This window comes from Citreicoccus inhibens, assembly GCF_019039035.1.
GTDB classification, from domain to species: domain Bacteria; phylum Myxococcota; class Myxococcia; order Myxococcales; family Myxococcaceae; genus Citreicoccus; species Citreicoccus inhibens.
Window position 1 is genome coordinate 111,667 of sequence record NZ_JAHNZT010000022.1, and the last position, 22,341, is coordinate 134,007.

Below are 22,341 nucleotides of genomic sequence, written 5' to 3' on the forward strand. Positions count from 1 at the left end.
CTGACGCATTCGCGCCGACCCCGCGCGACAGCGCGAGCAACAACCCTGAGCGGGGCGGGGGACCGTCGTCTGTCGAGGCGCGTGAACCACGGCGAGACTCTCTCACCGAAGCATGGGGCGAGGGCCCTGGCTTCGGACGCTTGGATTGCCCGCGGAATCACTTCTCCCGGGCCGCATCATTTGGACACCTTGGAGGTCCGTCTCCAGGTTGTCGGGCACCCGCGCAAGCGAGGCCGCTCTTGATGTTGCGCGCATATAGCCCTTGAAGGGCATCACTTGTCAAGACAAGGGCCGCGCCAGGGCCAGATGGCCCCGGGCGGCCCCGGGTTCAGCTCACCGCGTCAGCGAGAGGGATTAGCCGTGGTAGCCGAGCGTGAAGGTCAGCACGTGCAGCGAGCCCGTGTACGTGCCGGGCAGCGCGGGCGTGGTGCTCTCCTTCTTCGCGAACAGGAGCAGCTGGTAGCCCGCCGTCAGCGACAGCTTGCCGATGCCATAGGTCACTCCCAGCGCGCCCTGGTAGCGATCCGAGTCCGGCAGCTCCGGGGTGAGCGTGGCGTCCGGGATGGGCGTCGGGTCATAGCCCACGCCCGCGCGCACGGTGACCGCGGGCGTCACGGCGTACTCGGCGCCCAGGTCGAAGGACCAGCGGTTGTGCCAGTTCTTGGGCTGGCTCGTGCTGAACGCCGCGTTGTCGAACTCGAGGTTCAGGCTCTGCAGGCGCGACCAGTTCCACCAGGTGGCGTCGGCGGCGATCGTCATGCGATCGACCGGATGGTAGGCCAGCCCCAGGCCCATCGACTGCGGCATGGGCATGCTCACCCGCACGCCCTGCTTGGCGAAGGCGGCCTGGAGGGGCTCGGGGACGTCGCTGAACTCCGCGTCGCCCTTGAAGTCGAGCGTGGTGGCGCTGCGGTAGGTGATGCCCGCGGACAGCTTGTTCTTCACCAGGTCCGCCTGCACGCCCGCGTTGAATCCGAACGCGACGTCGTCACCGGAGATGCTCGCGCCCGCCTCGGTGTTCGTCGGCAGCGGGACGCGCTGACGAATCTTCAGCATGCCGTAGAGGATGTCCGCGCCCACGCCCACGCGCAGCCAGTCCGTGGCCGCGTAGGCCAGCGTGGGGTTGAGGTTGAACGTGGCCATCTGCGAGTACGTGGCCACGAAGCGGCCGGAGAAGCCGTCCTTCCACTCCAGCGCGGCGCCATACGGGGTGTACACGCCCACGCCCGCCACCAGCCCCTGCGTCAGCGGGAACGCGGCGAACAGGTGCGGCGGCGGCGAGACGGCGAACTTCGTGGCCTCCGCGGTGTTGGAGCCCTGCGGCGTGAGGTTCGCCACGGGGATGACGGCGCTGCCACCCACTTCCAGATCATATGTCGTCAGCGCGGAGAGACCCGCGGGGTTGAACGCTACGGACGAGGCATCCTGGACGTGCGCCGTCATGGCGCTGGCCATGCCGGTGGCTCGGGCGGTGTGGGTGGTGTTGGCGAAGCCAGCAGCCTGACTGCCGCCGGCGAGGAGCAGGGTCGCGAGGGAGACGTACTTCTTCATGTGTGCATCCTCTGGTCCCGGCCACGCGCAGGAGGGTGAGGTTGCACGGGAGACTCGGACTGCCGGAGACCGTGCGCGGGCGCGGAACAGACGAACGGTAGCCTGTTCGCCTGCTCGGACAATGCGGGTCCAACTCGACCTGTGAGTGACGCGGTGAGACAGGCTCACGCCGTATCACCGCCCGCCCCGCGATGACTGTCATTGGATTCCCGGACAGCTCTGGCCGAGAGACAGGCTCGCCGCGGCTCCAGTGCTTCCGGTCCAGAACCGGACAATTCCGAGAGACCCAGCAGGTATCAGGCGTGCACAAGTCTGATTAAGCTGAAATTCTCGTTGAAGTGCGGGCGTAAACTTGTGAACCCTGAAGTGCGTCTGTATCTTCCTCGAATTTCCAGTTCTGGTCTCGGGGTAAAAGTTGGATAGGAACGCGACAGCATCTCCAGCGCCCGAAACTCATTTCGGGAAATACAGGATAGTCCAGCAGCTGGCCGCGGGAGGGATGGCGCACCTCTTCGTGGCGACGCTGGATGGACCTGACGGGTTCTCCAAGGCCTGCGTCATCAAGCGCGTGTTGCCGGAGTACGCGAACCTGGAGGCGTTCAGCCGGATGTTCGTGGACGAGGCGAAGGTGGCCGCGCTCCTGACGCACCCGAACATCGTGCAGGTCTTCGACTTCGGGAAGATCGACGGCCAGTACTACATCGCGATGGAGTACATCCAAGGGCAGTCGTTCGACCGGCTGCTGCGGCACGCGGGCGCGGCGGGGCTGCCGGTGGGGCCTCGGCTCGCGGTGGACGTGGGCATGGCGTTGTCGGACGCGCTGGCGTATGCGCACACGAAGACGCTGCCGGACGGAACGCCGCTGGGGCTGGTGCACCGGGACATCACGCCGGGCAACGTGCTGGTGTCGCGCGACGGCATCATCAAGCTGGCGGACTTCGGCATCGTCAAGACGAGCGTCAACGTCGAGCGCACCGTCGCGGGGGTGGTGAAGGGGAAGTACGCGTACATGTCCCCGGAGCAGATCACCAACCGCGAGTTGGATCACCGCTCGGATCTTTTCTCCCTGGGGATCGTGCTGTACGAGGCGTCGACGGGGCGCCGGCTCTACAAGCGTGACTCGATGGAGGCAACCATCCTGGCCGCGTCGCACGCGGAGGTGCCGCGCCCCTCGGACGTGGTGCCCGGGTTCGATCCGGCGCTGGAGCGCATCATCCTGAAGCTGCTCCAGAAGGATCCGAACGCCCGCTATCAGACCGCGCGCGAGCTGCACGAGGACCTGGAGCGCTATCGGTCGGCGCAGAACTGGACCTCGGGCGGACGCGAGCTGGCCTCGCTGATGGCGACGCTGTTCCCCCCGGACAAGGCGGGGCGTCACGCGCCGGCCATGCCCGCGCAGGGCTCTCAGCCCGGAGGTACGGGCGGAAGCGGCTCGGGCTCCGCGCGCACGCCGAGCGGCGTGTCGGCACCGCGCTCGGTGATCGAGCCCGAGCCGGATCTCGAGCCCGCGTCGGTCCCCGGATCGGCGGGCTCGGGGGGGCGCATGCCCACGGCCGCGACGGTGGGGCTGGGTGTGGCGGGGGGCGGGTCCATGGCCGTGGCCGAGGGATTCCCATGGGGCATCGCGGCGGCCGCGGGCGTCGCGCTCATTGGCTCCGCCCTGTTCTGGTACTTCGCCGGCTGATCGACCTGGGCCGCCGCCTTTGCCCGTGAGGCGGCGCGGCGCGGGAGTGAGACATTGATGAAACAGAAGACGTGGATCGTGGTCATTCTCGTGGGCGCCCTGGCGTTCAACGCGCTCGCGTACATGGTGGTGCGTGGGCGCCGCGCCGCGACTCCAGTGCCGCCTCCGTCCGCTCCAGTCGCGGCCGAGGTGGCCCCCTCCGCGCCCGTGGCCGCACCGGCCGTCGAGGATGCGAACGCGGGGCTGGCGCGCGCGCGTCGCGCCGCGGGGCTCGCGGCGCTGGAGGACCGCGACTACGACAAGGCCGTGTCTGAGTTCACCGAGGCGCTCAGCCTGCGCAAGGACAAGGGCGACCTCGTGGAGTTGCTGCGCATCGCGGCGGATCTGCGTACCCGCGAGCAGTCACGCAAGGCGGCCGAGCCGGCGCGCGCGCCCCATGAACCCGCCGTGCCTCCGGGGCGTGGTGGTGCTCGGACGCGCGCGGTCCGCCTGGCGTCTCGTTCCGCGCAGCGCGAGGAGGCTCCCGTGCCAGTCGCGGCGGAGGCTGCACACAACGGCCTGCTGCTGGTGACGTCGACGCCTCCCGGGTTGGTGGTGTTGGTGGACGGCAAGGCCACGGACCTGACGCCCGCGCGGGTGACGGTGGCCGCGGGAACGCACCGCGTGGCGCTCGCGCAGGGGGAGCGGAAGCTGTTCGAGGAGACGGTCGACGTGCCCGATGACTCGGTCCGCTCGATCAACCGGGACCTCTCGTCGGAGCTGCCGCCCGCGAGCCCTCCCGCCGTGCTGGCCGCTCGGGCTCCCGTGACGCCGCCTCCCGCGGCGGTGCCTGCCGCGGCTCCCGCGGCGAGTCCTCCCGTGGCGGTGGCGACTCCCGCTCCGGCCGCGGCGGAGACCGTGCCGGCCGTGGCTCGAGCGGCCGTGGCGGGGAAGGGGGACCTGGATGTCACGTCCCCGTCCATCTACGGAGAGATCTGGATCAACAGCCGGCCCTATGGCTTCCCGCCCGTGACGGCGGATGGTCTGCCCGCGGGTCCGGCTCGCATCGAAGTCCGCGTGAATGGCGAAGTGAAGCGCCGGATGACCGTCGAGGTCGAGCCGGGTCGCCGCACCGCCGTTCGCGTTCGCTGACGCTTCGTGCCGGCGCGCCCGTAGGTCGCCGGCCTCGTCCGTCCCGTCTTCCCGACACAGAGTGCCGAGGTTCGCATGCGCAGCAGCCCTGGGTGGCTTCGCGGTTCTATGGGTGTGATCAGTCTGGTGCTGTCGGCATCCCTGGAGGCGGCCGCGCAGGAGTCCACCGCGCCCGCGTCCACGGAGCCGACGATGGAACGCGAGGCCGAGGAGCCGGAGGTCCACAGTCAGGTGGCCTCGTTCGCGGTGACCAAGCTCCACGACTCGCCCGCTGTCGTCACCGCGGTGACGGGCGAGGAGATCCGCGCCTCGGGCGCGCGGGACCTGATGGATGTCCTGCTCCAGGTGCCGGGCTTCTTCTTCGGCGTGGACGTGCAGGGCGCGGTGGGCCCGGGCTTCCGTGGCCTCTGGGGGCACGAGGGCAAGGTGCTCCTGCTCATCGACGGCAAGGAGATGAACGAGCAGCTCTACTCGACCATCCAGCTCGGCCACGAGTTCCCCATCGAACTCATCGAGCGCGTCGAGGTCGTGCGCGGCCCGGGCTCCGTCATCTACGGCGGCAACGCGGAGCTGGCCGTCATCAACGTCATCACCCGAGGCATCCAGGGCAGCTCGGACGTCATGCTCGCGGGAACCTACGGTGAGCTGAAGTCCGCCAATGGGCGCCGGAGCCTGACGCTGTCCGGGCGCAAGGTGTTCGAGAGCGCGCCGGGCCTGAGCGCGTTCGTCTCCGCGTCGGTGGGGCAGGGGCAGCGCAGCGACGCGGTGTTCGATGACTTCTATGGCAACTCCGCCACCATGGGCGGGCACTCGCGGTTGGATCCGACGACGGTGCAGGCGGGCGTCGGCTATCGCGATCTCCAGTTGAGCGTGCTGTATCAGCGCTACAACACCACGGCCGTGGCCGCGTTCGAGGAGGTGCTCCCCACGCCGGCGACGACGAACTTCGACTCGCTGCACATGGAGCTGACGGACCGCTTCCGCCCGACGGATCGCCTGGAGATCATCCCTCGGCTGAACCTGACCCTCGGCGAGCCGTACCGCGACTCGAACCAGGCCTCGGACTTCTTCTACGACAAGCAGGTGCGGCGCTTCCGCGGACGGACGGTGGCGCGCTGGGCGCCCATCGACATGCTCCAGCTCACGAGCGGCGTGGACGTCACGTATGACGAGGGGCTGCTGCGTGGCCCGGCGGGCGTGGGCCTCCAGACGGCGTTCGGCGAAGGCGCGGACCAGGTCTCCTACGTCAACGCGGCGGGCTTCGTGGAGGTGTACGCGGACAACCCCATCGCCACGGTGGTGGCCGGTGCACGCTACGAGCACCACAGCGCCTTCGGTGACTCCTTCGTGCCGCGCCTCGTGCTGCTGCGCTCCTTTGGCGCGTTCAGCGGCAAGGCCCTGTTCAGCCGTGCCTTCCGCGCGCCGGGCATCGAGAACATCAGCCTGGGTGACCACGTGACGCCGGAGCGGACCACCGTGTTCGAACTGGAAGGCACCCTGCGCCTGGGGGACGGCCAGCAGGTGAGCGCGAACGTCTTCGACGTGGGCGTGCGAGACCCCATCATCTACTCGTACGACGCCGAGTCCGGCACGGAGGCCTACCGCAACCTGGGACGTCTGGGGAGCCGGGGCGTGGAGCTGGAGTACCGGATGAAGGCCACATGGGGCCGCGCGGTGCTCGGCTACTCGTACTACACGCCGTCCGGGAAGAACGACGTGCAGGACTACCTGGTGCCGGGCAACGCCAACACCTTCACCGGCATGCCCACCCACAAGGCGACGCTCGCGGCCAGCGTCAAGCTGCTGCCGTGGCTGTCGTTCAACCCGACCGCGGTGCTGGTGGGACAGCGCTACGCCGTGGAGGCCCCGGATGACCGAGGCGTCTCGGCGGTGCAGCGGATGCCCACGCAGCTGTTGCTCAACAGCTTCCTGCGCGCCGAGAACGTGGGCACGCAGGGGCTGGAGATTGGCGCGGGCGTCTACAACCTGCTCGGCACCGACTTCCGCGTGGCGCAGCCGTACAACGGCGGCCACGCCCCGCTGCCTGTCTTCTCCCGCGAGTTCCTCGTGCGCCTCACGTACCTCTACGACCCCTCTTTCGAGGGGTAGCGGAGCACGCGGCTACGAGCGCAGGGCCACGATGGTGACGCCGTCCCCCCCCTCGTGGCTCTCGCCCGGGCGGAACATGCGGATGTACGGCGACGCGGCCAGATAGTCGCGGATGGCCTGCTTGAGCGCGCCGGTGCCATGGCCGTGGATGATGACCGCGGCCTCCTCACCCTGGCGCATGCCCGCGTCGAGGAAGGCCTCGACCTCCGTGAGCGCTTCGTCCGCGCGGTGACCGCGCACGTCGCAGCGGAAGTTCGTGGCCTCCACCTCCGCGGGCGCCGCCGAGGCCGCGCGCTTCAGCACGGCCTCCTGCTTGGCTCGCTCGGGGAACCGCGCCTGCTGCGGCTTGCGGGTGCGCGAGCCGGACAACTCGGTCGTCGGCACGCGCATCTTCATCGCGCCGCCCGCGGACACCACCGCGCTGCCCTCCGACAATTCGAGGATCTCCACGTCGCGGCCGAGCCCCGAGTGGTGCACCCACGCGCCCACCTTGAGCGTCGCCGGGGCAGGGGCCTCGACCTGGAACAGCTCGGCCTTGGCGGCCTGGGAGCGCTTCTGGGCCTCCTCCGCGCGCTGCTGGAGCTGGGCGCGTGCCTCGGAGAGCGCCTTCTCGTTCTGCGACGTCCGCAGCTTCGCGAGCAGCTCGCGCACCTCGGTGGTGGCGAGCTCGGTGGCGGCGTGCACGTCGTCGTTGAACTGCATCATCCGGCCCTTGCGCTCGCGCTCGAACGCGACCTTCTGCTTCTCCAACTCGGCGCGCAGGGCCTCGGCTTCGCGCGCGGCCACGCGGGCCTTCTCTAGCTCCTCGTTGAGCTTGCGGCGCTCGTCCTCGGCCGCGGCCAGCGCCTTGGTGAGCGGGCCCCCTGCGTTGACGGACAGCTCGCGAGCGCGTTCACACACACGCGCCGGCAGGCCGACGCGGGCAGCGACCTCGATGGCGGAGGACTGGCCCGCCGCGCCGATCTGCAGGCGATAGGTGGGCGCCATCTTCTTCGCGTCGAAGCCCACGCGCGCGTTGAGGAAGCGCCGGTCCATGTGCGCCAGGGCCTTGAGCTCCTCCAGGTGCGTGGTGACGAGCACCACCGCGTCCTTCTGGAGCAGCTCCTCCAGCACCGCCACGGCGATGGCCGCGCCCTCGCGCGGGTCGGTGTCCGCGGCGATTTCATCGATGAGGACCAGCGAGCCCTCGCCCGCGACGCCGATGATGTCGCGCAGCATCACCACGTGGGCGCTGAACGTGGACAGGCCCTGCGTGAGGTCCTGCGCGTCGCCGACGGTGGAGTGCACGGAGCGGTACAGCGGCATCCGCGAGCCCTCTGCCACGGGGATGGGAAGCGCGGAGCGCAGCATGAGCGCGCAGAGCCCCACGCCCGTGAGCGTCACCGTCTTGCCGCCGGCGTTGGGGCCCGAGACCACCAGGGACCGCGCCTCGCCGGTGAGGGCCACGTCGTTGGCCACCACGTCCATGTCCTTGAGGACCAGCCGAGGGTGGCGCAGGAGGCGCAGCTCCAGCTCGCGCACGCCGTCAAACGCCGGCGTGTTGGCGTCCAGGTCGGCGGAGAGCAGGGCCACGGCCTCCAGCTCATCCAGCTCCGCCACCGCCGCGAGCCCCTCGAGGATGCGGTCCGCCTCGCGCCCGAGGTGCCCGCTCAACTCCTGGAGGACCTTGAGCTCCTCCTCGGCCACCTCGGACTGGGCGATGGCCAGGTCGTTGCCCAGGCTGACCATGACCTGCGGCTCCATGAAGAGCGTCTGGCCGGTCTGGCTGGCGTTGTGGACGATGCCGTCCACCTCCGAGCGGTAGTTCGACACCACGGGAACCACGTACCGGCCATTGCGCACCGAGTAGTAGTTCTCGCGGAGCTTGGAGACGAAGCCCTCGTCGTGGAGCATCTCGTCCAGGCGGGACTTGATGCGGCGGTGCAAGCCGCGGGTCCGGTCCCGGGCCTCGCGCAGGGCGGGGCTGGCCCGGTCGGAAATCTCACCGTCTGGCTCGAAGCACTGATCGATTCGCCGCGCGAGCGATTCGAGCAGGGGCATCTGGCGCGCGATCTCCATCATCCGAGGGACGCGCTCGCGGCGGTCCTCCAGCGCCTCGCGGCTGTTGATGAAGGCGAGCAGGAGCTGCGCCGAGTCGATGAGCTGCCGGGGCTCGAGCACACCGCCCTTGGTCGTGTGCCCCAGGGCGATGCGCAGGTCCGTCACGCCACCCAGCGGCAGGGAGAACTGCTCCTGGGAGAGCGTCCGAGCCTCCGCCACCAGGGCGAGCGCTTCGGTGACCTCCTCGGCCGAGTCGAGGAAGGGGCGGGCAAGGGCGCGCTCCCTGCCCGGCTCGGTCCGACAGCGTTGGGCCAGCGCACGCAGCACGTCCGCGAAGCCGAGGTCTTCCAGTGTCCTTTGGGAAATCTGCACGGTCATGGGTTTCATGCGCGGCCGGTTGGCCGTCAAGAGGAACTGTTGAGGAGTTCAGCCCGGCTCTGCTATCTGCCGTGGATGACGTGGGTCATTCTGGCGGCGCTGCTGGCGGCCGCCGCCGACGCGCCAGCCTCTTCCACCCTGACGGCGCCCCCGACCGTGGCCCCGGCCCCCTCGCTGGCGGCCGCGCTGGCCCATGAGGCGGAAGGGGATGATGCGGCGGCGCTCGCGGGCGTGGAGTCCCTCGCGCGGACCCAGCCCGCCTGGGAGCTGCCTCACCTGGAGGCGGCCCGCTTGCTCCTGAAGACGGGGGGGCCGGCCTCGCTCGAGCGGGCGAAGGTCCACCTGGATGCCGTGGCCGCTGTCGCTCCGGAGAACCCCCGAGGGCACTACCTGCGCGGTCTGCTCCTCGAGGAGCAGGGCCTGCCCTTCAAGGCGGCCCGCGCCTACGAGACGGCCCTGTCGTACCGGGCTTCCTACGAAGAGGCCCGCTTCCGGCTCGCCAGCGTGTGGGTGGGGCTGGGGGACTGGCTGAAGGCCGAGTTGCACTACCGTTACCTGGCCCATGCCCGACCCGAGTGGGTCCAGGTGCGTCTCCAGCTCGCCCTGGTCCTGGAGCGCCAGGAGCGCGTCGCGGATGCGGAACGAGAACTTCTCGCCGCGCGAGAAGCCCAACCCGGCGGGGCGATGGTGCTGCGCAAGCTGGCCGAGTTCTACGAGCGGACGAACAGGCCCCAGCTCGCCGCGAAGGTGCGGGCCCAGCTCGCCGCGCCCGAGTCCCGGCGCATGCGCGCCCTGAAACCTTCCAAGCGCTGACAGCGAGCGCGAGGCTTCTCCGGTGGCAATTGCTTCGCGCTGGCTGCTGCATACACTGCGCGCGCCTTGAAGACCGCCAACCTCGCCATCGTGTTCACCGACATCAAGGGGTTCACCGAGCGCACCAGCCGGCAGACCCTGGAGGAGAATCAACGCCTCCTGCAGGTGCACCAGGCGCTCCTGGCGCCGCTGTTCAAGGCGTTCGGTGGGCGCATCATCAAGTCCATCGGCGATGCGTTCCTCGTCACGTTCGAGTCGCCCACGCAGGCGGTGCTCAGCGGCATCGCCATCCAGGATCGCCTCTGGCAGCACAACCGAGGCTTGAGTGAGTCCGAGCAGCTCCACGTGCGCGTGGCCGTCAACGTGGGCGAGGTCCGCCTGGAGGCGAACGACGTCTTCGGCGAGCCCGTCAACATCGCCGCCCGCGTGGAGGGCATCACCGAGGCGGACGAGGTCTTCTTCACCGAGGCCGTCTACCTCGCGATGAACAAGGCCGAGGTGCCCTCTCAAGAGGTCGGGGCCTTCGAGCTGAAGGGCATCCCCGGAAAGATTCGCGTCTTCCGGGTGCCGCGCGCGCCCTATCGCGTCGAGGCGCCGGCTCCCGGCGTGGTGGTCCCGGCGGAGGCCGAGGCGTCGATGCCGCCCTATGGAAACCTGGCCCTGTCGCGCGTCTCGGAGAGTGCGCTGAGTGGCGCGGTGGACCTGGGGGCGCTGGGGCAGCGCGCGGCCGTGTTGGGCCAGCGCGCGGCCGATGGCGCGGTCGTGTTGGGGCGACAGGCTCGGACGGTCAGCGGCGTGTTGATGTCCCGGCTATCCGACGTGCTGCCTCCCACGCTCGTCGCGCGGCTCCATCTCCAGGGGAACACGCGCAAGCTGGCGCTGGGCGCGGGCGGCGCGGCGCTCGTGTTGGGGCTGGCGGTGGTGGCCTGGGGCGGCGGTCCCACCATGCGGGCCATTCACTCCGTGGAGGGCACGTCGGGGGCGGAGAAGGAGACCCGCGTTCGCGAGGCCCGGCGACTCATTGGCGACGAGCGCGACGTGGGCCGGCGGCACTACTTGTTCGGGCAGTTGGAGGAGGCCCAGGGCAACGTGAAGAGCTCCCTGGACAGCTACGAGCGGGCCGCGCGCGCGGGTGACCGGACCTCCGAGTCCCGCATCATCGACTTGCTGGACCATGCGCAGTGCGGTGTGCGCTCGGCCGCGGCCAGCGCCGTGGCGGACCTGAAGCTCAAGCGGGCGCGCGGCGCGCTCGAGGACCTGGCAGGGGACGGCGGCTCGGACGACGGCCAGACCGGTGGCCTCTTTGGTCTGGGCATGTGCGACTCGAAGAAGGCAGCGCAGAGCGCGCTGCGGCGCATGGGCGAGGATTGAGCGCGCTGCGGCGCCGCCAACCGTGACGCGAAGGGGTGACCGTGACGAAGGTGAAGACGGGGCTGGATGTGTGGGTGGAGCAGGGCTTCGCGGCGCTGAAGGGGCGTCGCGTGGGCGCCATCGTCAACCCCACCAGCGTGGACTCGCGCTTCCGCCACCTGGCGGACCTGCTGGCGCAGACGCCTGGCGTGACGCTGGCGGCCCTCTTCGGCCCCGAGCACGGCATCCGCGGCGAGGCTCAGTACATGGTGGCCGTGGACGACGCGCGCGACCGCCGCACCGGTGCACCCGTGCACAGCCTCTACGGCTCCACCTTCGAGTCGCTGTCGCCGCGCCCGGAGTGGCTCCAGGGCCTGGATGCGCTCGTGTTCGACATCCAGGACGTGGGCTCGCGCTACTACACCTACGTCTACACCATGGCCCTGGCGATGAAGGCCGCGGCCCAGGCGCGCATCCCGTTCTTCGTGTTGGATCGTCCCAACCCGCTGGGGGGCGTCCACCTGGAGGGCAACCTGGTGGGGACGGGGTTCCGCTCGTTCGTGGGCCTCTACGCGCTGCCCAATCGCCACGGCATGACGGCGGGCGAGCTGGCCCGGCTCTTCAATGCACAGGAAGGCTTCGGCTGCGACCTGACGGTCATCCCGTGTGAGGGGCTGCGGCGGGAGATGTCGTGGAGCGACACGGGTCTGCCGTTCATCTCGCCCTCGCCCAACATGCCCACCGCGGACACCGCGCTCGTCTATCCGGGCATGTGCCTGGGAGAAGGCACGACCGTGTCGGAGGGGCGCGGCACGTGTCGCCCGTTCGAGCAGTTCGGCGCCCCCTGGGTGGACACGGACGCGCTCCTGGCGCGACTGGCCCGCGAGCAACTGCCGGGCGTGGCCTTCCGGCCCGTGGGCTTCACGCCCACCTTCGACAAGTACAAAGGCCAGTCGTGCAGTGGCGCGTTCATCCACGTCACGGATCGCCAGACGTTCCAACCCCTGCGCACGGGCGTCGCCATCTTCCAGGCGTTGCATGACATTGGCCCTGGGCACTTCGGCTGGCGCGCGGATGCCTACGAGTTCGTCGAGGACGTGCCCGCGTTTGATCTGCTGTGTGGCACGGACCAGGTGCGTCGTGGCATCGAGGGCGGCTGGCCCCTGGACCGGCTGATGGAGGGCTTCTCGGCTCAGGCCGAAGCGTTCCGGCGGCAAAGGGAGCCCTTCCTGCTGTACGCTTGAGCGTGGGGACTTCCACGTGATCGGCGTCTTTTCCGACAGCCATGGTGATCTCGCGGCCTTTGATGCCGCGTACGAACTCTTGCGGGCGCGCGGCGCGCGGCGCTTCATCTTCACGGGGGCGCGCTTCACGGACCTGGATGAGTGGGTGCTGTGGCGTCGGCAGAAGAGTCGGGGCGGGCGCGAGTACTCGGACGCGGACTTCCTGGCGGACGTCACCAACTGGCTGACGAACACGCAGGAGGCCCGGCCTCGGACGCCCGCGTTCGGCGCGGCGCCCGCGGACGTGGCCTCGGAGGATGATCGGCGCCTGGTGATGGAGCGCTTCGTGCGCGTGCCCGAGCGCGACTCCCTGCACTACCGAGATCCGTCGACGCCCAACAAGATGCTCGAGCTGATGGGGGACACGCTCTGCTGTGTCGTCCACGACAAGAATGACCTGAGCCGGGATGATCTCCTCAACGCGATGGTGTTCATCCACGGCAAGGAGTCCGACCCTCGCGTGGTGCAGATTGGCCCGCGCTACTTCGTGACGCCCGGGCGCCTCGTCGGCGCGGCCGAGCAGACCTGTGGCCTGTTGGAGAAGGTGGACCGCAACCTCCAGTTCTCGGCCTTCCGGCTGGATGGGCATCCGGTGCTGGAGCCGCAGGTGCTGCAGTTGGACAAGCGCGGCACGAAGCTGACCGTCAAGTGAGGCACCCGTGAAGGTCGCGCTGCTCGGAGGCTCGTTCAATCCGCCGCACGTGGGGCACCTGATGGCGGCGCACTACGTGCACGCCACGCAGGGCGTGGACGAGGTGTGGTTCATGCCCGCCTTCCATCACCCGTTCGGCAAGCAACTGGAGAGCTACGAGCACCGCGTGCGCATGTGCGAGGCGCTCTGTCAGGACGCCTCGGGTTGGCTGAAGACGAGCCTCGTGGAGCGCGAGGTGGGCGGCAGTGGACGCACGGTGGACACGCTGTCGTTCCTGGTGGAGCGGTATCCGCACATCCGCTGGTCGCTCATCATCGGCAGCGACATCTTGCGCGACCTGCCGAACTGGAAGGACTTCCCCCGCATCCAGCAGATGTCTCGCGTGGTGGTGCTCTATCGCGCCGGCTACCCGGCCCCGGAGACGGTGGGGCCGCCGCTCGCGGAGGTCTCCTCCACGCAGATTCGCGACATGCTCTCGCGCGGCGTCGAGCCCGACGAGTTGGTGCCCTCGCGCGTGCTGGCCTATGCGCGGCACGAGGGCCTGTATGGGTTTGCGACTCGGCGCGCCTGAGCGCGGCGGTCAGAAGAGCAGGCCGATGAGGTGCTCGTTGCCCATGTTGTTCTGGAAGCGGTAGGCGTACTGGTAATAGATGGCGAAGGGCACGAACTGGCCAATCGTGAAGCGCAGCGTCGCCGCGCCGCCCACCGCGCCCAGGCTCCGACGATTGTCCAAACGCGCCGCGCTACCGAAGCCTTCCAGCTCGAACTGGCGGAGGAAGAACGACGGCAGGATGAAGAGTGTGGACGCCCAGCCTCGGTCGAGGATGAAGCGATAGCGATACGTGGCCGAGGCAATGGCCACATTGCGCGCGCGGAACGTGCGGTCTTCAAAGCCTCGCAGGTACTCACCGAAGGCGATGCCGGGCTGCAAGTCGAGTGGCAGCGGATGTTCATCGGTGCTGCGGCGGTTCTTGTAGAAGACCTGACCGGGGAGGATGCCGCCCACTTCGAGCAGGCCCGCGGGCGCGCCGGGCAGGGCGCGGCCCACCGCGGTGAGCTGGAGGTTGTCCTTGCCCGTGAAGGGCAGTCCGCCGAGGAAGCCGTCCAGCCCGACGCGTACGTCGCCCATCGTCTGGGTGCGGAAGAACGCGTTCGGGTAGAGGCCACCGGACAGCGACATGCCCAGGCCGCGCTGCGTGCCGCCGTAGGCCGTGCCCGCGCCCGCGAAGTACGAGACCGCGACCTCGGGTCCAATGAGCTTGGTGTCGAGGGCTGGCTCGGTATTCGTCGCGTCGAACTGTCGGCGCAGGGCCAGCAGTCCGAAGGTGACGGGCGTCGTCCAGAACGTGCGCGTGGCGAAGGCCGTGGCCTGCGTATCGACGTGGTCGTTGGTGCGGATCCGCGAGGCCGACAGCTGGATGTAGAACGGAGCGAGCTGCGCGTTGCCATACGCGAGCGAGATGCCCGGCTCGTCCTGCGCCGTATCGAACGTGAGCTGGAGCGCATAGGCATGGAACCCCAAGCGGTCCTGCCCCGCGAGCGCCAGTCCTCCCAGCAACCGCGCGTCGTTCGTCTTGCCCTCACTCGGCTGCGTGTAGAGGTACGGCAGCCGATAGTCGGGGATGAAGAAGTCCTCCAAGGGCGAGTACGGATTGTCCGAGACGACCTCCAGGATGTGGTCAGCCTCGGGAGGCGAGCGCACGGGCTCGTCGAGCGCGGCGACGGCGACCGGGGATGTGGCTGGCGCGAGCGGCTCCGGCGCAGGCGTCTGTTGGGGCGCATCCACCGGAGGAGAAGTCGGCGTGGTGGTGCCGGTCGGGAGTCCTGCGACGCCATCCGCCGCCGCAGGCGCATCACCTCGCGCAGAGGTGGGCTCACCGGGAAGGGGAGGCGGCGTCAACACCGTCACGGGAGGTGGCTCGGTGCGCTCGGGAAGAATCGGACTCGTCGCCTGGGGCTGTGCGGTGACGGCACTTGGAGGCGTCGCCGCGAGCGGCTCGGGCGCGGGCGGCGCAGTGCGCTCTGCCGGGGGCGAGGTTGTGTTTTGTTCCGTGGAGGCGGGCGCGGTCGTCGCGCTTCCGGGGGCGGCCGTGGCGGGGAGCGCGGTCGCTACGGCCGAACCTGAAGCCGAGGGCGCGGTCTCCGCGATGGCCGTCACCGGAGCGTGGTCCACGGTGAAGTGCGTACCGTCTCGGTTGAGGAAGACCACGGAGTCTTGCCCCATGGGCGCGACGTCCATCACCAGGAACGGCGCATCGGTGATGCGCGTCACCTCCCGCGTGGCCACCGTCATGACGTGCGCCTGGAGGCGCCGCTCATGCTCGCGCAGGAACACCACGCGCTCCGCGTCCAGCCACTTCGGTGAATAGTTGAACTGCCCATCCCGCGTGAGCCAGTGCAGCGCGCCGTCGGCTTCCCGCAACACGAGGTCCCATCCGGCCGCGCTGCCCATCGGGAAGACCATCCGCTGCCCATCCGGAGAGATGGCTGGCGGCCCCATGGCCACGTGCGCCGTGAAGTCCGTGAGCGCGTCCTGACGCCCTGTCTCCAGGTCCAGTCGAACGAGGTTCGCGACGTCGCCCTGCACGCGGACGAACACGTAGCCGAGGCCATCCGGAGTGACGGCGCCCCCCATTCCCTCCAGACCGCCCCACAGGCGGACGACGTCCCCCGTGCGCGCATCCACCTTCCACAGCTTCGAGACGGAGCTGCCCTCGTTGTCCAGGTCCGAGCCGACCAGGAACAGCCAGGCGCCGTCCGTGCTGAACGACATGCCGCTCACCAGCGTGGCGCTGGCCTGCACCCAGCGGCGCCCCGGGAGCAACTGCACCAGGGCGCGCTCGAAGCGCACTTGCCCATCGCGCTCATAGACAGCCAGCTGGGGGATGGACTCGCGGCCTTCGCTCACCACGGCCGTGGCCCCATCCCCGGCGTGGGTGGCGAGCCGCGCGAAGTAGCCCACGCCCGGCACGAGGACCTTCTGCGAGTCGGGGCGCTCGCGGACATGCAGGGAGTCACGCAGGCTCCGCGAGTAGTCCGAGAACAGCGAGCCGACGTCCTTGCCGAAGACCTTCTTGAACCGCAGCGTCACCGCCAGCGGGGGCACCACCGAGCTGCCCTGCACGTCGATCAGCTCCCACAGCTTGCGCTCGCCGTAGGTGCGGGCCAGGTACTCCACGAAGTGCATGCCCGTGAGGTAGTTGCCGCCGAACGGCTCCAGCGCGCGGTGCTCGACGGACAGGTAGCCGGGGTTGAGATGGCCCCCCGTCTCCTGGACCATGGACTCGAACCAGCCGCGCCAGATGGGGCTGGAGGGGCGGCCCGTGTCCTTGCCCAGCCGACCCTCGAAGTAGGTCGCGAGCCCCTCCAGGAACCATGACTCGGTGAAGATGTTGGGCTGGAGCACGCCGCCTGTCACGCGGTTGAGGAAGCCCCACACGCCGTCCACCTGCTGCATCTGGACGTAGTGGACCGCCTCATGACACGCGACGTCGCCGATGTCCGTCTCGCCCAGCCCGAACAGGTTGAACAGCTCCAGCGACATGTGCTGGGGCAGCACCATCTGCTGAGGGATGCTGGGCAGGGTCGGGACGACGTAGGCGTTATTGAAGTCCGCGCTGGTCAGGTAGATGAGCGCGCGGTCCCGAGGCGTCTGGCTCCAGGCGTCTCCCCGCAGGCGCTCGACGCAGCCTTCCAGGCGCGCGGCCACTCTGAGCGCGGAGGCCCGCAGCGGCTCCGGGTAGTAGAGCTCGAGCGAGCGCGTGGTGAGCTTCCGCATGTCCTCGCGCGCGAACGAGGCTTGGATGTTTTGCGGGAAACGGGGTGTGACGTACGCACACCCGCTGGCGAACATCAGGAGGCAGGCGAGGAGGACAGACCCGCGAAACCGCCGGCAAGAAGCTGGCATGCGGATCATCCTAGCGGGCACAAATCGTGGCCACGACCGCGTTTTTCACGGTAAGGGTGGCCGCCGCTTCTCTTCTCTCAGGAACCGCCCATGTCCGAACCCGCCGCCCAGGCGCACCCCGTTCCCCAGCACGTCCACAACGCGCAGCTCCAGGTCTCCGCCGCCCTCGAGAAGTCCGAGGGCAAGCCCGTGGATCTGCTCAAGGCGCCCTGGGCCGAGGTGGAGACGGCCGTCACGAAGCTGGTGGGGCCGTTCCAGCCGAACAGCCCGGATCACCAGGGGCTGGCGCTGGGCCTCGCGGGCGCGTTCGCCATGCGGCTCATCACGGAGCACCAGGGCTTCTGGTTCCCCAACCGCGACTCGCCCGAGGGCGCCACGCTGGGCTTTCCCGACGCCATCATCATGCTGTCCCCGTTCGGGGCGGTGATGGACGCGCTGGTGCAGGGCAAGCTGTCGCGCCTGGAGGACCTGTCGCAGGACATCCGCCGCTCACTCGGGCAGGTGCGGCTGAGTGTCAATCCCTCGCAGGCCCCGCGCCTGGGGCCGGCGGACTACCAGCGGCTGTTCGACCCGGGCTTCCTCCAGTTCATCGTGGTGGATCCGGCCAAGGCCAAGACGGCCGTGGAGACTCGCCCGGATGCGCTGGCGCGCGATGTGCGTGACGCGCTCGGTCGGACCCAGCCGCCGCTTCCCCCCGAGGCGCGGCAGCAGTTCGAGGGGCAGATTGTCCAGTCCCTCCAGCGGCTGGATGCGACCAAGTCGCTGGCGGACCAGGCGGACCGCGCGCCTCGGCTCGCGGAGCTGATGACGCACCTGTTCGCCACCGTGGGCGGCACGGGCTCGGCGCCTGAGGAGTTCTGGCACGACATCGTCCTGCCGCTGCTCTTCATTGGAGCGCCCGCGAGCTTCCCGCCGCTGGATGAGGACGAACTGGAGGCCTTCCGCCAGGGCGCGGATCCGCTCGCGCTCTTCGTGGACGTGGTGCCGCACGCGCACCCGGCGCCGGACGAGGGCCTGCTGGGCGCGTTCGACATGTCGGAGATTGGCCTTATCCACCCGGCGTTCCAGAAGGTGGGTGCGCTGCGCCTCATCCGCATCAACGCCGCGCGCATCAAGCCGCTGCTGGAGAAGTTCGACGCGAACGCGACCGTGGACGTGCTCAACCGCTTCACGGCGCACGTGTCCCAGGCGGCCGGCAAGCCCGCCACCCAGTCTCCGCAGAGCCAGGAGATGCTCCAGGCCGCGATGACCCTGCTCATGGACCTGAAGCGCTCCGTGACGCAGGCGCAGGGCGAGCTGTGCCTGCGCCGGCTCACCGAGGCCGAGGCCGCCTCCGAGCAGGCCCTGGCCATCGTGCGCAAGGCCCTCCAGGGCCCGCGCATCATCCTGACCTAGTCAGTCGTCGGCGAGCAGTCGCGCCAGCGCGGCGCGCGACTCGGGGCGCAGCTTCTCGGAGGCCAGCCCCAGCGCGCGCCGCGACAGCAGTCGATGCAGCTGCGCGACGTCCGGTGGCAGTGCAGCGAGGTGCGCGGCCACCACGGCCGTGTCACCTCGGACCACGGGGCCCGTGAGTCCGCCCGAAAGTCCCCGTGCTTCCACGCCCCGCAACGCCGAGCGCATCAGGGGCAGCAGCGCCGCGAGCGCGTCGTCTCGTGCGATGCCCGCCGCGCCCAGCGCCGTGACCGCCGCATCCGCCAGCGCCACGAGCCCGCCCGCGCTCAGCACCGCGCCCGCGTGATAGGCGGCGCGCCGCGACTCGGGCACATCGAGCGCGTGAAGCTCCACATCCTCGGCCATTCGCCGCAGCACGCCGCGCAGCGCGGGGGAGCGCGTGCTGAGGGCCACGGCGTGTCCGGTGAGCGAATCCCGAGGCGAGGACACCGCGCACAGCGGATGGAATGAGCCGACCGCGCGGCCTCGCGAGGCATCCACGGCCGTGAGGGGGAGGGCGCCCGCGGTGTGCACCAGCGCCACGGTGCGCGGCAGGCGCGTCGCCAGCTCGCGCGAGACCGCGGGCACCGCCGCGTCGGGAACGCAGAGCAGGCACAGGCGGGCCTTCTTCAGGTCGTCCTCCGTCGCGGGCGCGAGCCCCAGCGCGCGTGTGCGGCGCTGGCCCTCCGCGTCACGCGAGGCCACCCGCACGGGCCAACCCTGGGCCTGGAGCGCGAGGCCCAGGGCGCCACCGAGTCTGCCGGAACCCACGATGACGATGGGAGGTCTCGGCGGCTCCGACGGGGCGCGGCGCCGCGCGCGAGGTGAACGGGAACGCATGGCCGCACGGTAGCAGCGCGTCATGCGCTCGGCTGTGTCATCCGACGCCACAGGCAGGGCCCAGGTTGTGGCTGGACATGTCACGCGTGCGGGCGCGCGAGGCTCCTCCGGCACTCGAAGGCGCACGGATGGCATCGCGACTGCACTGGCGCCGGGCACCCGCACTCCCCGAAGGACGCACCCCCGCGTCCCCCTCGCGAGGCGTGGGAAGGACACAGTGTCATGAAGAGCTTGGGCATGAAGCTGTCCGGTCTGGCATTCCTCCTGGCCGCACAGGGCGCGGCCGCGTACGACTACAACGTAGACCTCCGCAACACCGGAACGACCACGGCCTATGACGTGGCCGTGGTGCTGGATGGCGCCGAGACGGTCACCAACACCTTCGATGGCTACGGCTCCGGAGCTTGGGACGGCTACTTCTACGACGTGAGCAATCAGCCGACGGCGGACGGCAACACCGTCATCCACTGGCAGAACATGTGGGGCAACAACTCGCCCATCCCGCCGGGAGATCAGATCCACGTCGGGTGGAGCACGTCGGATTGCCACAGCACCATCAAGGACATGTACTGGACGAGCAAGACCGGCGGGCGCATCCGCGGCAGCGTCATCCTGAACGTGTCCACGGGCATCTCGTACCCCACGCCCACGCGGCCGGTGATCCGCTTCGATCACATCTACGCCACCGAGGTGGCGGTGCGCATGGAGCTGACGAACGTGCGCTTCGCGGTGGTGAACCAGGGCCTGTCGCTGGAGGGCCTGACGAGCGCCAACCAGGAGCTGATGGCGCAGCTGCGTCCGCTCGGCCAGGGCCGCTTCACGCTGGATCCGGGCCAGTCCATCTCGCTGGATGTGCCGGCGACCGTGAACGCGGGCCAGGCCCTCGTGGTCGTCTACGACACGGGTGCGACGGCCGCCAAGGCGGGCCTCGCGGCGGCAGCGGCGTCTGCGTCCAGCGCGCTCGCGACCCACTTCACGCAGGTCGTCAACCGCCCGAACAACCCCTGCCCCTGATGCGCTGAGCGCCTGAGCGCATCGCAGTCTTCAAGGCCGGATGCCGCGCAACCTCGCGGCGTCCGGCCTTCGTTTTCAGGCGCGCAGGAACTGGAGCTGGCCGGAGCGCACCTGCACGTGCACGCGGTCGCCCGCGCCGAACTCACCCGCGAGGATGCGCTCGGCGAGCGGACCTTCCACCAGCCGCTGCACCATCTGCCGCATGGGCCGCGCGCCCAGCTGCGGATCGAACCCGCCCGACTTCAGAAGGTGGCCCACCACGTCGTCGCCCGCGACGTACTCGATGCCGCGCTCGGTGGACAGCCGCTTGCTGCTCTCCGCCAGCAGCAGCGTGGCGATGCGCGCCACCTCCACCTCCGCGAGGGGACGGAAGGGCAGTCGCTCATCGATGCGATTCCACAGCTCCGGGGGCAGGGCCTTGCGCGCCGCCGAGGCCGCCGCCTCCAGCGCGTCCGTCGAGCCCTGCGCCGCGTCCGCGCCGAAGCCCACCGGCCGGCTCGTGCGCGAGAACGCCTCGGCGCCCAGGTTCGTGGTCATCACGATGACGGTGTTCGAGAAGTCGATGTGGCGGCCCTTGCCGTCCGTGAGGCGGCCCTCCTCCAGGACCTGGAGGAGGAGCAGCTGCACCTCGCGGTGCGCCTTCTCGATCTCATCCAGCACCACCACGGAGGAGGGACGGCGACGCACGGGCTCGGTGAGCTGGCCGCCTTCGCCAAAGCCCACGTAGCCCGCGGGCGCGCCAATGAGGCGAGAGACACCATGCGCCTCGGCCAGCTCGCTCATGTCCACCCGGACGAGCGAGTCGCGGCTGCCAAAGAGCACCTCGGCGAGCGCGCGGGCCATCTCCGTCTTGCCCACGCCCGTGGGGCCCAGGAAGAGGAAGCTGCCCATGGGGCGGCGCGACGCGAAGCCCGCGTAGTTGCGCCGGATGACCCGCGAGATCCGCCCGATGGCGTCCTCGTGGCCAATGACCCGCTCGGCCAGGTCGTGCTCCAGGAGGAGCAGCCGCGCCGAGTCGTTCATCAGGAGCCGCTCCTCGGGAACGCCCGCGAGCTTCGCCACCACGCGCGCCACGTCCGACGGCTCCACGCGCGTCTTGCCCTCGCGGTGCGCCCGGCTGCCGGCGAGGTCCACCACGCTGATGGCCTTGTCCGGCATGAAGCGGTCCGTCACGTAGCGGCTCGCCAGCGACGCGGCGGCCTCCAGGGACTCGGGCAGGTAGCGCAGCGCGTGGTGCTCTTCGTACCGGCTGATGATGCCCTGGAGGATCTGCACCGTCTCCGGGACGGAGGGCTCGTTCACCACCACGGCGGTGAAGCGGCGCTCCAGGGCCGGGTCCGCGGAGATGAACTTGCGGTACTCGTCGTGGGTGGTGGCCCCGATGCAGGGGAACTCCCCGCGCGCCATGGCGGTCTTCAGCTCGTTGGCCGCGTCCTGCGGCCCGTCGCCCGTGGAGCCCGCGCCGACCAGGGTGTGGATCTCGTCGATGAAGACGACCACGCGGCCCTCGGCCTTGCGGACCTCGTCCTTCAGCGCGTTGAGCTTCTCGGAGAACGAGCCGCGCAGCTGCGTGCCCGCCACCAGCGTGGCCATGTCCAGCTCCACGAGGATCTTCTCCGCGAGCGTGCCGCGCAGCTCCAGGAGCCGCTGCGCCACGCCTTCCACCACCGCCGTCTTGCCCACGCCGGGCTCGCCCAGCAGGCACGGGTTGTTGGTGCGCCGCTTGCCGAGGACGTCGATGACCTCCTCGACCTCGCGCGCGCGGCCCACCACGGGGTCGAGCTTCCCCTCGCGGGCGGCCTGGCTCAGGTTGCGCCCCAGCGAGGTGAGCATGGGGAACGTCTTCGGATCGAGCGCCAGACCGGAGGCCAGACCCCGCGCCGGGGCCGGAGCCAGCGCGGGCGTCGGCGGGGGCGTGGGACGCGCGGCCGGAGGCGGGGAGGCGACCGGCTGGACCCGCGAGACGGGAACGGCGGGCTTGGCCGGCTCGGCGGGCGGGAGGACGTCCTCGTCCGTGTCGATGAGGTCACGCGGCGACAGGGCCGGCGTGGCGCGCGAGGGCGGGGCGACGGGGGCCGGCGGCGGCGCGACGGGCAGGGGGCGGGGCAGGCTCACCGCGACGGCGGAGGCGGGGAGGGGAGACGGGGGCGCGCCCAGG

Annotated in this window: 15 protein-coding genes and 1 riboswitch; of the genes, 10 read left to right on the forward strand and 5 right to left on the reverse strand. The window is 70.1% G+C overall.

The window, feature by feature from the left end; genetic code table 11:
- Positions 1-131 precede the first annotated feature (131 nt).
- A riboswitch (SAM-I-IV-variant riboswitch) is annotated at positions 132-251 on the reverse strand.
- A gap of 103 nt (positions 252-354) precedes the next feature.
- Positions 355-1,551 carry an OmpP1/FadL family transporter gene (locus KRR26_RS23625; protein ID WP_120203640.1) on the reverse strand — a complete coding sequence of 399 codons (1,197 nt, stop codon included), beginning with the start codon at positions 1,549-1,551 and terminating at the stop codon, positions 355-357.
- A 499-nt stretch (positions 1,552-2,050) separates the two neighbouring features.
- Here KRR26_RS23625 and KRR26_RS23630 point away from each other — a divergent pair, with 499 nt between their 5' ends.
- From KRR26_RS23630 to KRR26_RS23640, 3 genes are all read left to right on the forward strand, one after another.
- On the forward strand, positions 2,051-3,235 hold the full coding sequence (locus KRR26_RS23630; RefSeq protein ID WP_233576720.1) for a serine/threonine-protein kinase: 1,185 nt from the start codon (positions 2,051-2,053) through the stop codon (positions 3,233-3,235).
- Positions 3,236-3,292: 57 nt separating this feature from the next.
- Positions 3,293-4,366 carry a PEGA domain-containing protein gene (locus KRR26_RS23635; protein ID WP_217080906.1) on the forward strand — a complete coding sequence of 358 codons (1,074 nt, stop codon included), beginning with the start codon at positions 3,293-3,295 and terminating at the stop codon, positions 4,364-4,366.
- A 108-nt stretch (positions 4,367-4,474) separates the two neighbouring features.
- Positions 4,475-6,475, forward strand: coding sequence for a TonB-dependent receptor plug domain-containing protein (locus KRR26_RS23640; RefSeq protein ID WP_233576721.1), 2,001 nt, complete (start codon positions 4,475-4,477; stop codon positions 6,473-6,475).
- Between the two features lie 12 nt (positions 6,476-6,487).
- Here KRR26_RS23640 and KRR26_RS23645 read toward each other — a convergent pair whose 3' ends face one another.
- The gene (locus KRR26_RS23645; RefSeq protein ID WP_120203647.1) at positions 6,488-8,893 is read right to left on the reverse strand and encodes an endonuclease MutS2; all 2,406 of its coding nucleotides are present in this window, start codon (positions 8,891-8,893) and stop codon (positions 6,488-6,490) included.
- Positions 8,894-8,968: 75 nt separating this feature from the next.
- On the opposite strand from KRR26_RS23645, the gene KRR26_RS23650 reads away from it, so the two are divergent.
- From KRR26_RS23650 to nadD, 5 genes are all read left to right on the forward strand, one after another.
- Positions 8,969-9,706 carry a tetratricopeptide repeat protein gene (locus tag KRR26_RS23650; RefSeq protein WP_120203649.1) on the forward strand — a complete coding sequence of 246 codons (738 nt, stop codon included), beginning with the start codon at positions 8,969-8,971 and terminating at the stop codon, positions 9,704-9,706.
- A gap of 66 nt (positions 9,707-9,772) precedes the next feature.
- Entirely contained in the window at positions 9,773-11,077 is a 1,305-nt protein-coding gene (locus KRR26_RS23655) for an adenylate/guanylate cyclase domain-containing protein (RefSeq protein WP_217080907.1), read from the forward strand.
- A gap of 41 nt (positions 11,078-11,118) precedes the next feature.
- Positions 11,119-12,300, forward strand: coding sequence for an exo-beta-N-acetylmuramidase NamZ family protein (locus KRR26_RS23660; RefSeq protein ID WP_120204144.1), 1,182 nt, complete (start codon positions 11,119-11,121; stop codon positions 12,298-12,300).
- A 16-nt stretch (positions 12,301-12,316) separates the two neighbouring features.
- Positions 12,317-12,991 (forward strand): hypothetical protein, encoded by a 675-nt coding sequence (locus KRR26_RS23665; protein ID WP_120203652.1) that lies wholly within the window; start codon positions 12,317-12,319, stop codon positions 12,989-12,991.
- Positions 12,992-12,998: 7 nt separating this feature from the next.
- Complete coding sequence (nadD, locus tag KRR26_RS23670) at positions 12,999-13,562, forward strand: nicotinate (nicotinamide) nucleotide adenylyltransferase (RefSeq protein ID WP_120203653.1); 564 nt, start codon at positions 12,999-13,001, stop codon at positions 13,560-13,562.
- A gap of 9 nt (positions 13,563-13,571) precedes the next feature.
- Here nadD and KRR26_RS23675 read toward each other — a convergent pair whose 3' ends face one another.
- Positions 13,572-16,769 (reverse strand): TolB-like translocation protein, encoded by a 3,198-nt coding sequence (locus KRR26_RS23675; protein WP_236069101.1) that lies wholly within the window; start codon positions 16,767-16,769, stop codon positions 13,572-13,574.
- 219 nt (positions 16,770-16,988) lie between these two features.
- Between KRR26_RS23675 and KRR26_RS23680 the strand changes: the two genes are divergently transcribed.
- Positions 16,989-18,293 (forward strand): hypothetical protein, encoded by a 1,305-nt coding sequence (locus KRR26_RS23680; protein WP_120203657.1) that lies wholly within the window; start codon positions 16,989-16,991, stop codon positions 18,291-18,293.
- Here KRR26_RS23680 and KRR26_RS23685 read toward each other — a convergent pair whose 3' ends face one another.
- On the reverse strand, positions 18,294-19,100 hold the full coding sequence (locus KRR26_RS23685) for a DUF2520 domain-containing protein (protein ID WP_407931735.1): 807 nt from the start codon (positions 19,098-19,100) through the stop codon (positions 18,294-18,296). It lies immediately after the preceding gene.
- A 291-nt stretch (positions 19,101-19,391) separates the two neighbouring features.
- On the opposite strand from KRR26_RS23685, the gene KRR26_RS23690 reads away from it, so the two are divergent.
- Positions 19,392-20,183, forward strand: coding sequence for a hypothetical protein (locus KRR26_RS23690; protein ID WP_217080910.1), 792 nt, complete (start codon positions 19,392-19,394; stop codon positions 20,181-20,183).
- A gap of 75 nt (positions 20,184-20,258) precedes the next feature.
- Here KRR26_RS23690 and KRR26_RS23695 read toward each other — a convergent pair.
- A partial coding sequence (locus tag KRR26_RS23695; RefSeq protein ID WP_217080911.1) for an AAA family ATPase occupies positions 20,259-22,341 on the reverse strand: 2,083 nt, incomplete at its 5' end.

Bases quoted from the DNA above. Each gene is read 5' to 3' on its own strand.
- KRR26_RS23630 (WP_233576720.1), top strand. From the start codon at position 2,051: ATGGCGCACCTCTTCGTGGCGACGCTGGATGGACCTGACGGGTTCTCC.
- KRR26_RS23675 (WP_236069101.1), bottom strand. From the start codon at position 16,769: ATGCGGAAGCTCACCACGCGCTCGCTCGAGCTCTACTACCCGGAGCCG.
- KRR26_RS23625 (WP_120203640.1), bottom strand. From the start codon at position 1,551: ATGAAGAAGTACGTCTCCCTCGCGACCCTGCTCCTCGCCGGCGGCAGT.
- KRR26_RS23635 (WP_217080906.1), top strand. From the start codon at position 3,293: ATGAAACAGAAGACGTGGATCGTGGTCATTCTCGTGGGCGCCCTGGCG.
- KRR26_RS23690 (WP_217080910.1), top strand. From the start codon at position 19,392: ATGAAGAGCTTGGGCATGAAGCTGTCCGGTCTGGCATTCCTCCTGGCC.
- KRR26_RS23680 (WP_120203657.1), top strand. From the start codon at position 16,989: ATGTCCGAACCCGCCGCCCAGGCGCACCCCGTTCCCCAGCACGTCCAC.
- KRR26_RS23640 (WP_233576721.1), top strand. From the start codon at position 4,475: ATGGGTGTGATCAGTCTGGTGCTGTCGGCATCCCTGGAGGCGGCCGCG.
- KRR26_RS23650 (WP_120203649.1), top strand. From the start codon at position 8,969: ATGACGTGGGTCATTCTGGCGGCGCTGCTGGCGGCCGCCGCCGACGCG.
- KRR26_RS23645 (WP_120203647.1), bottom strand. From the start codon at position 8,893: ATGACCGTGCAGATTTCCCAAAGGACACTGGAAGACCTCGGCTTCGCG.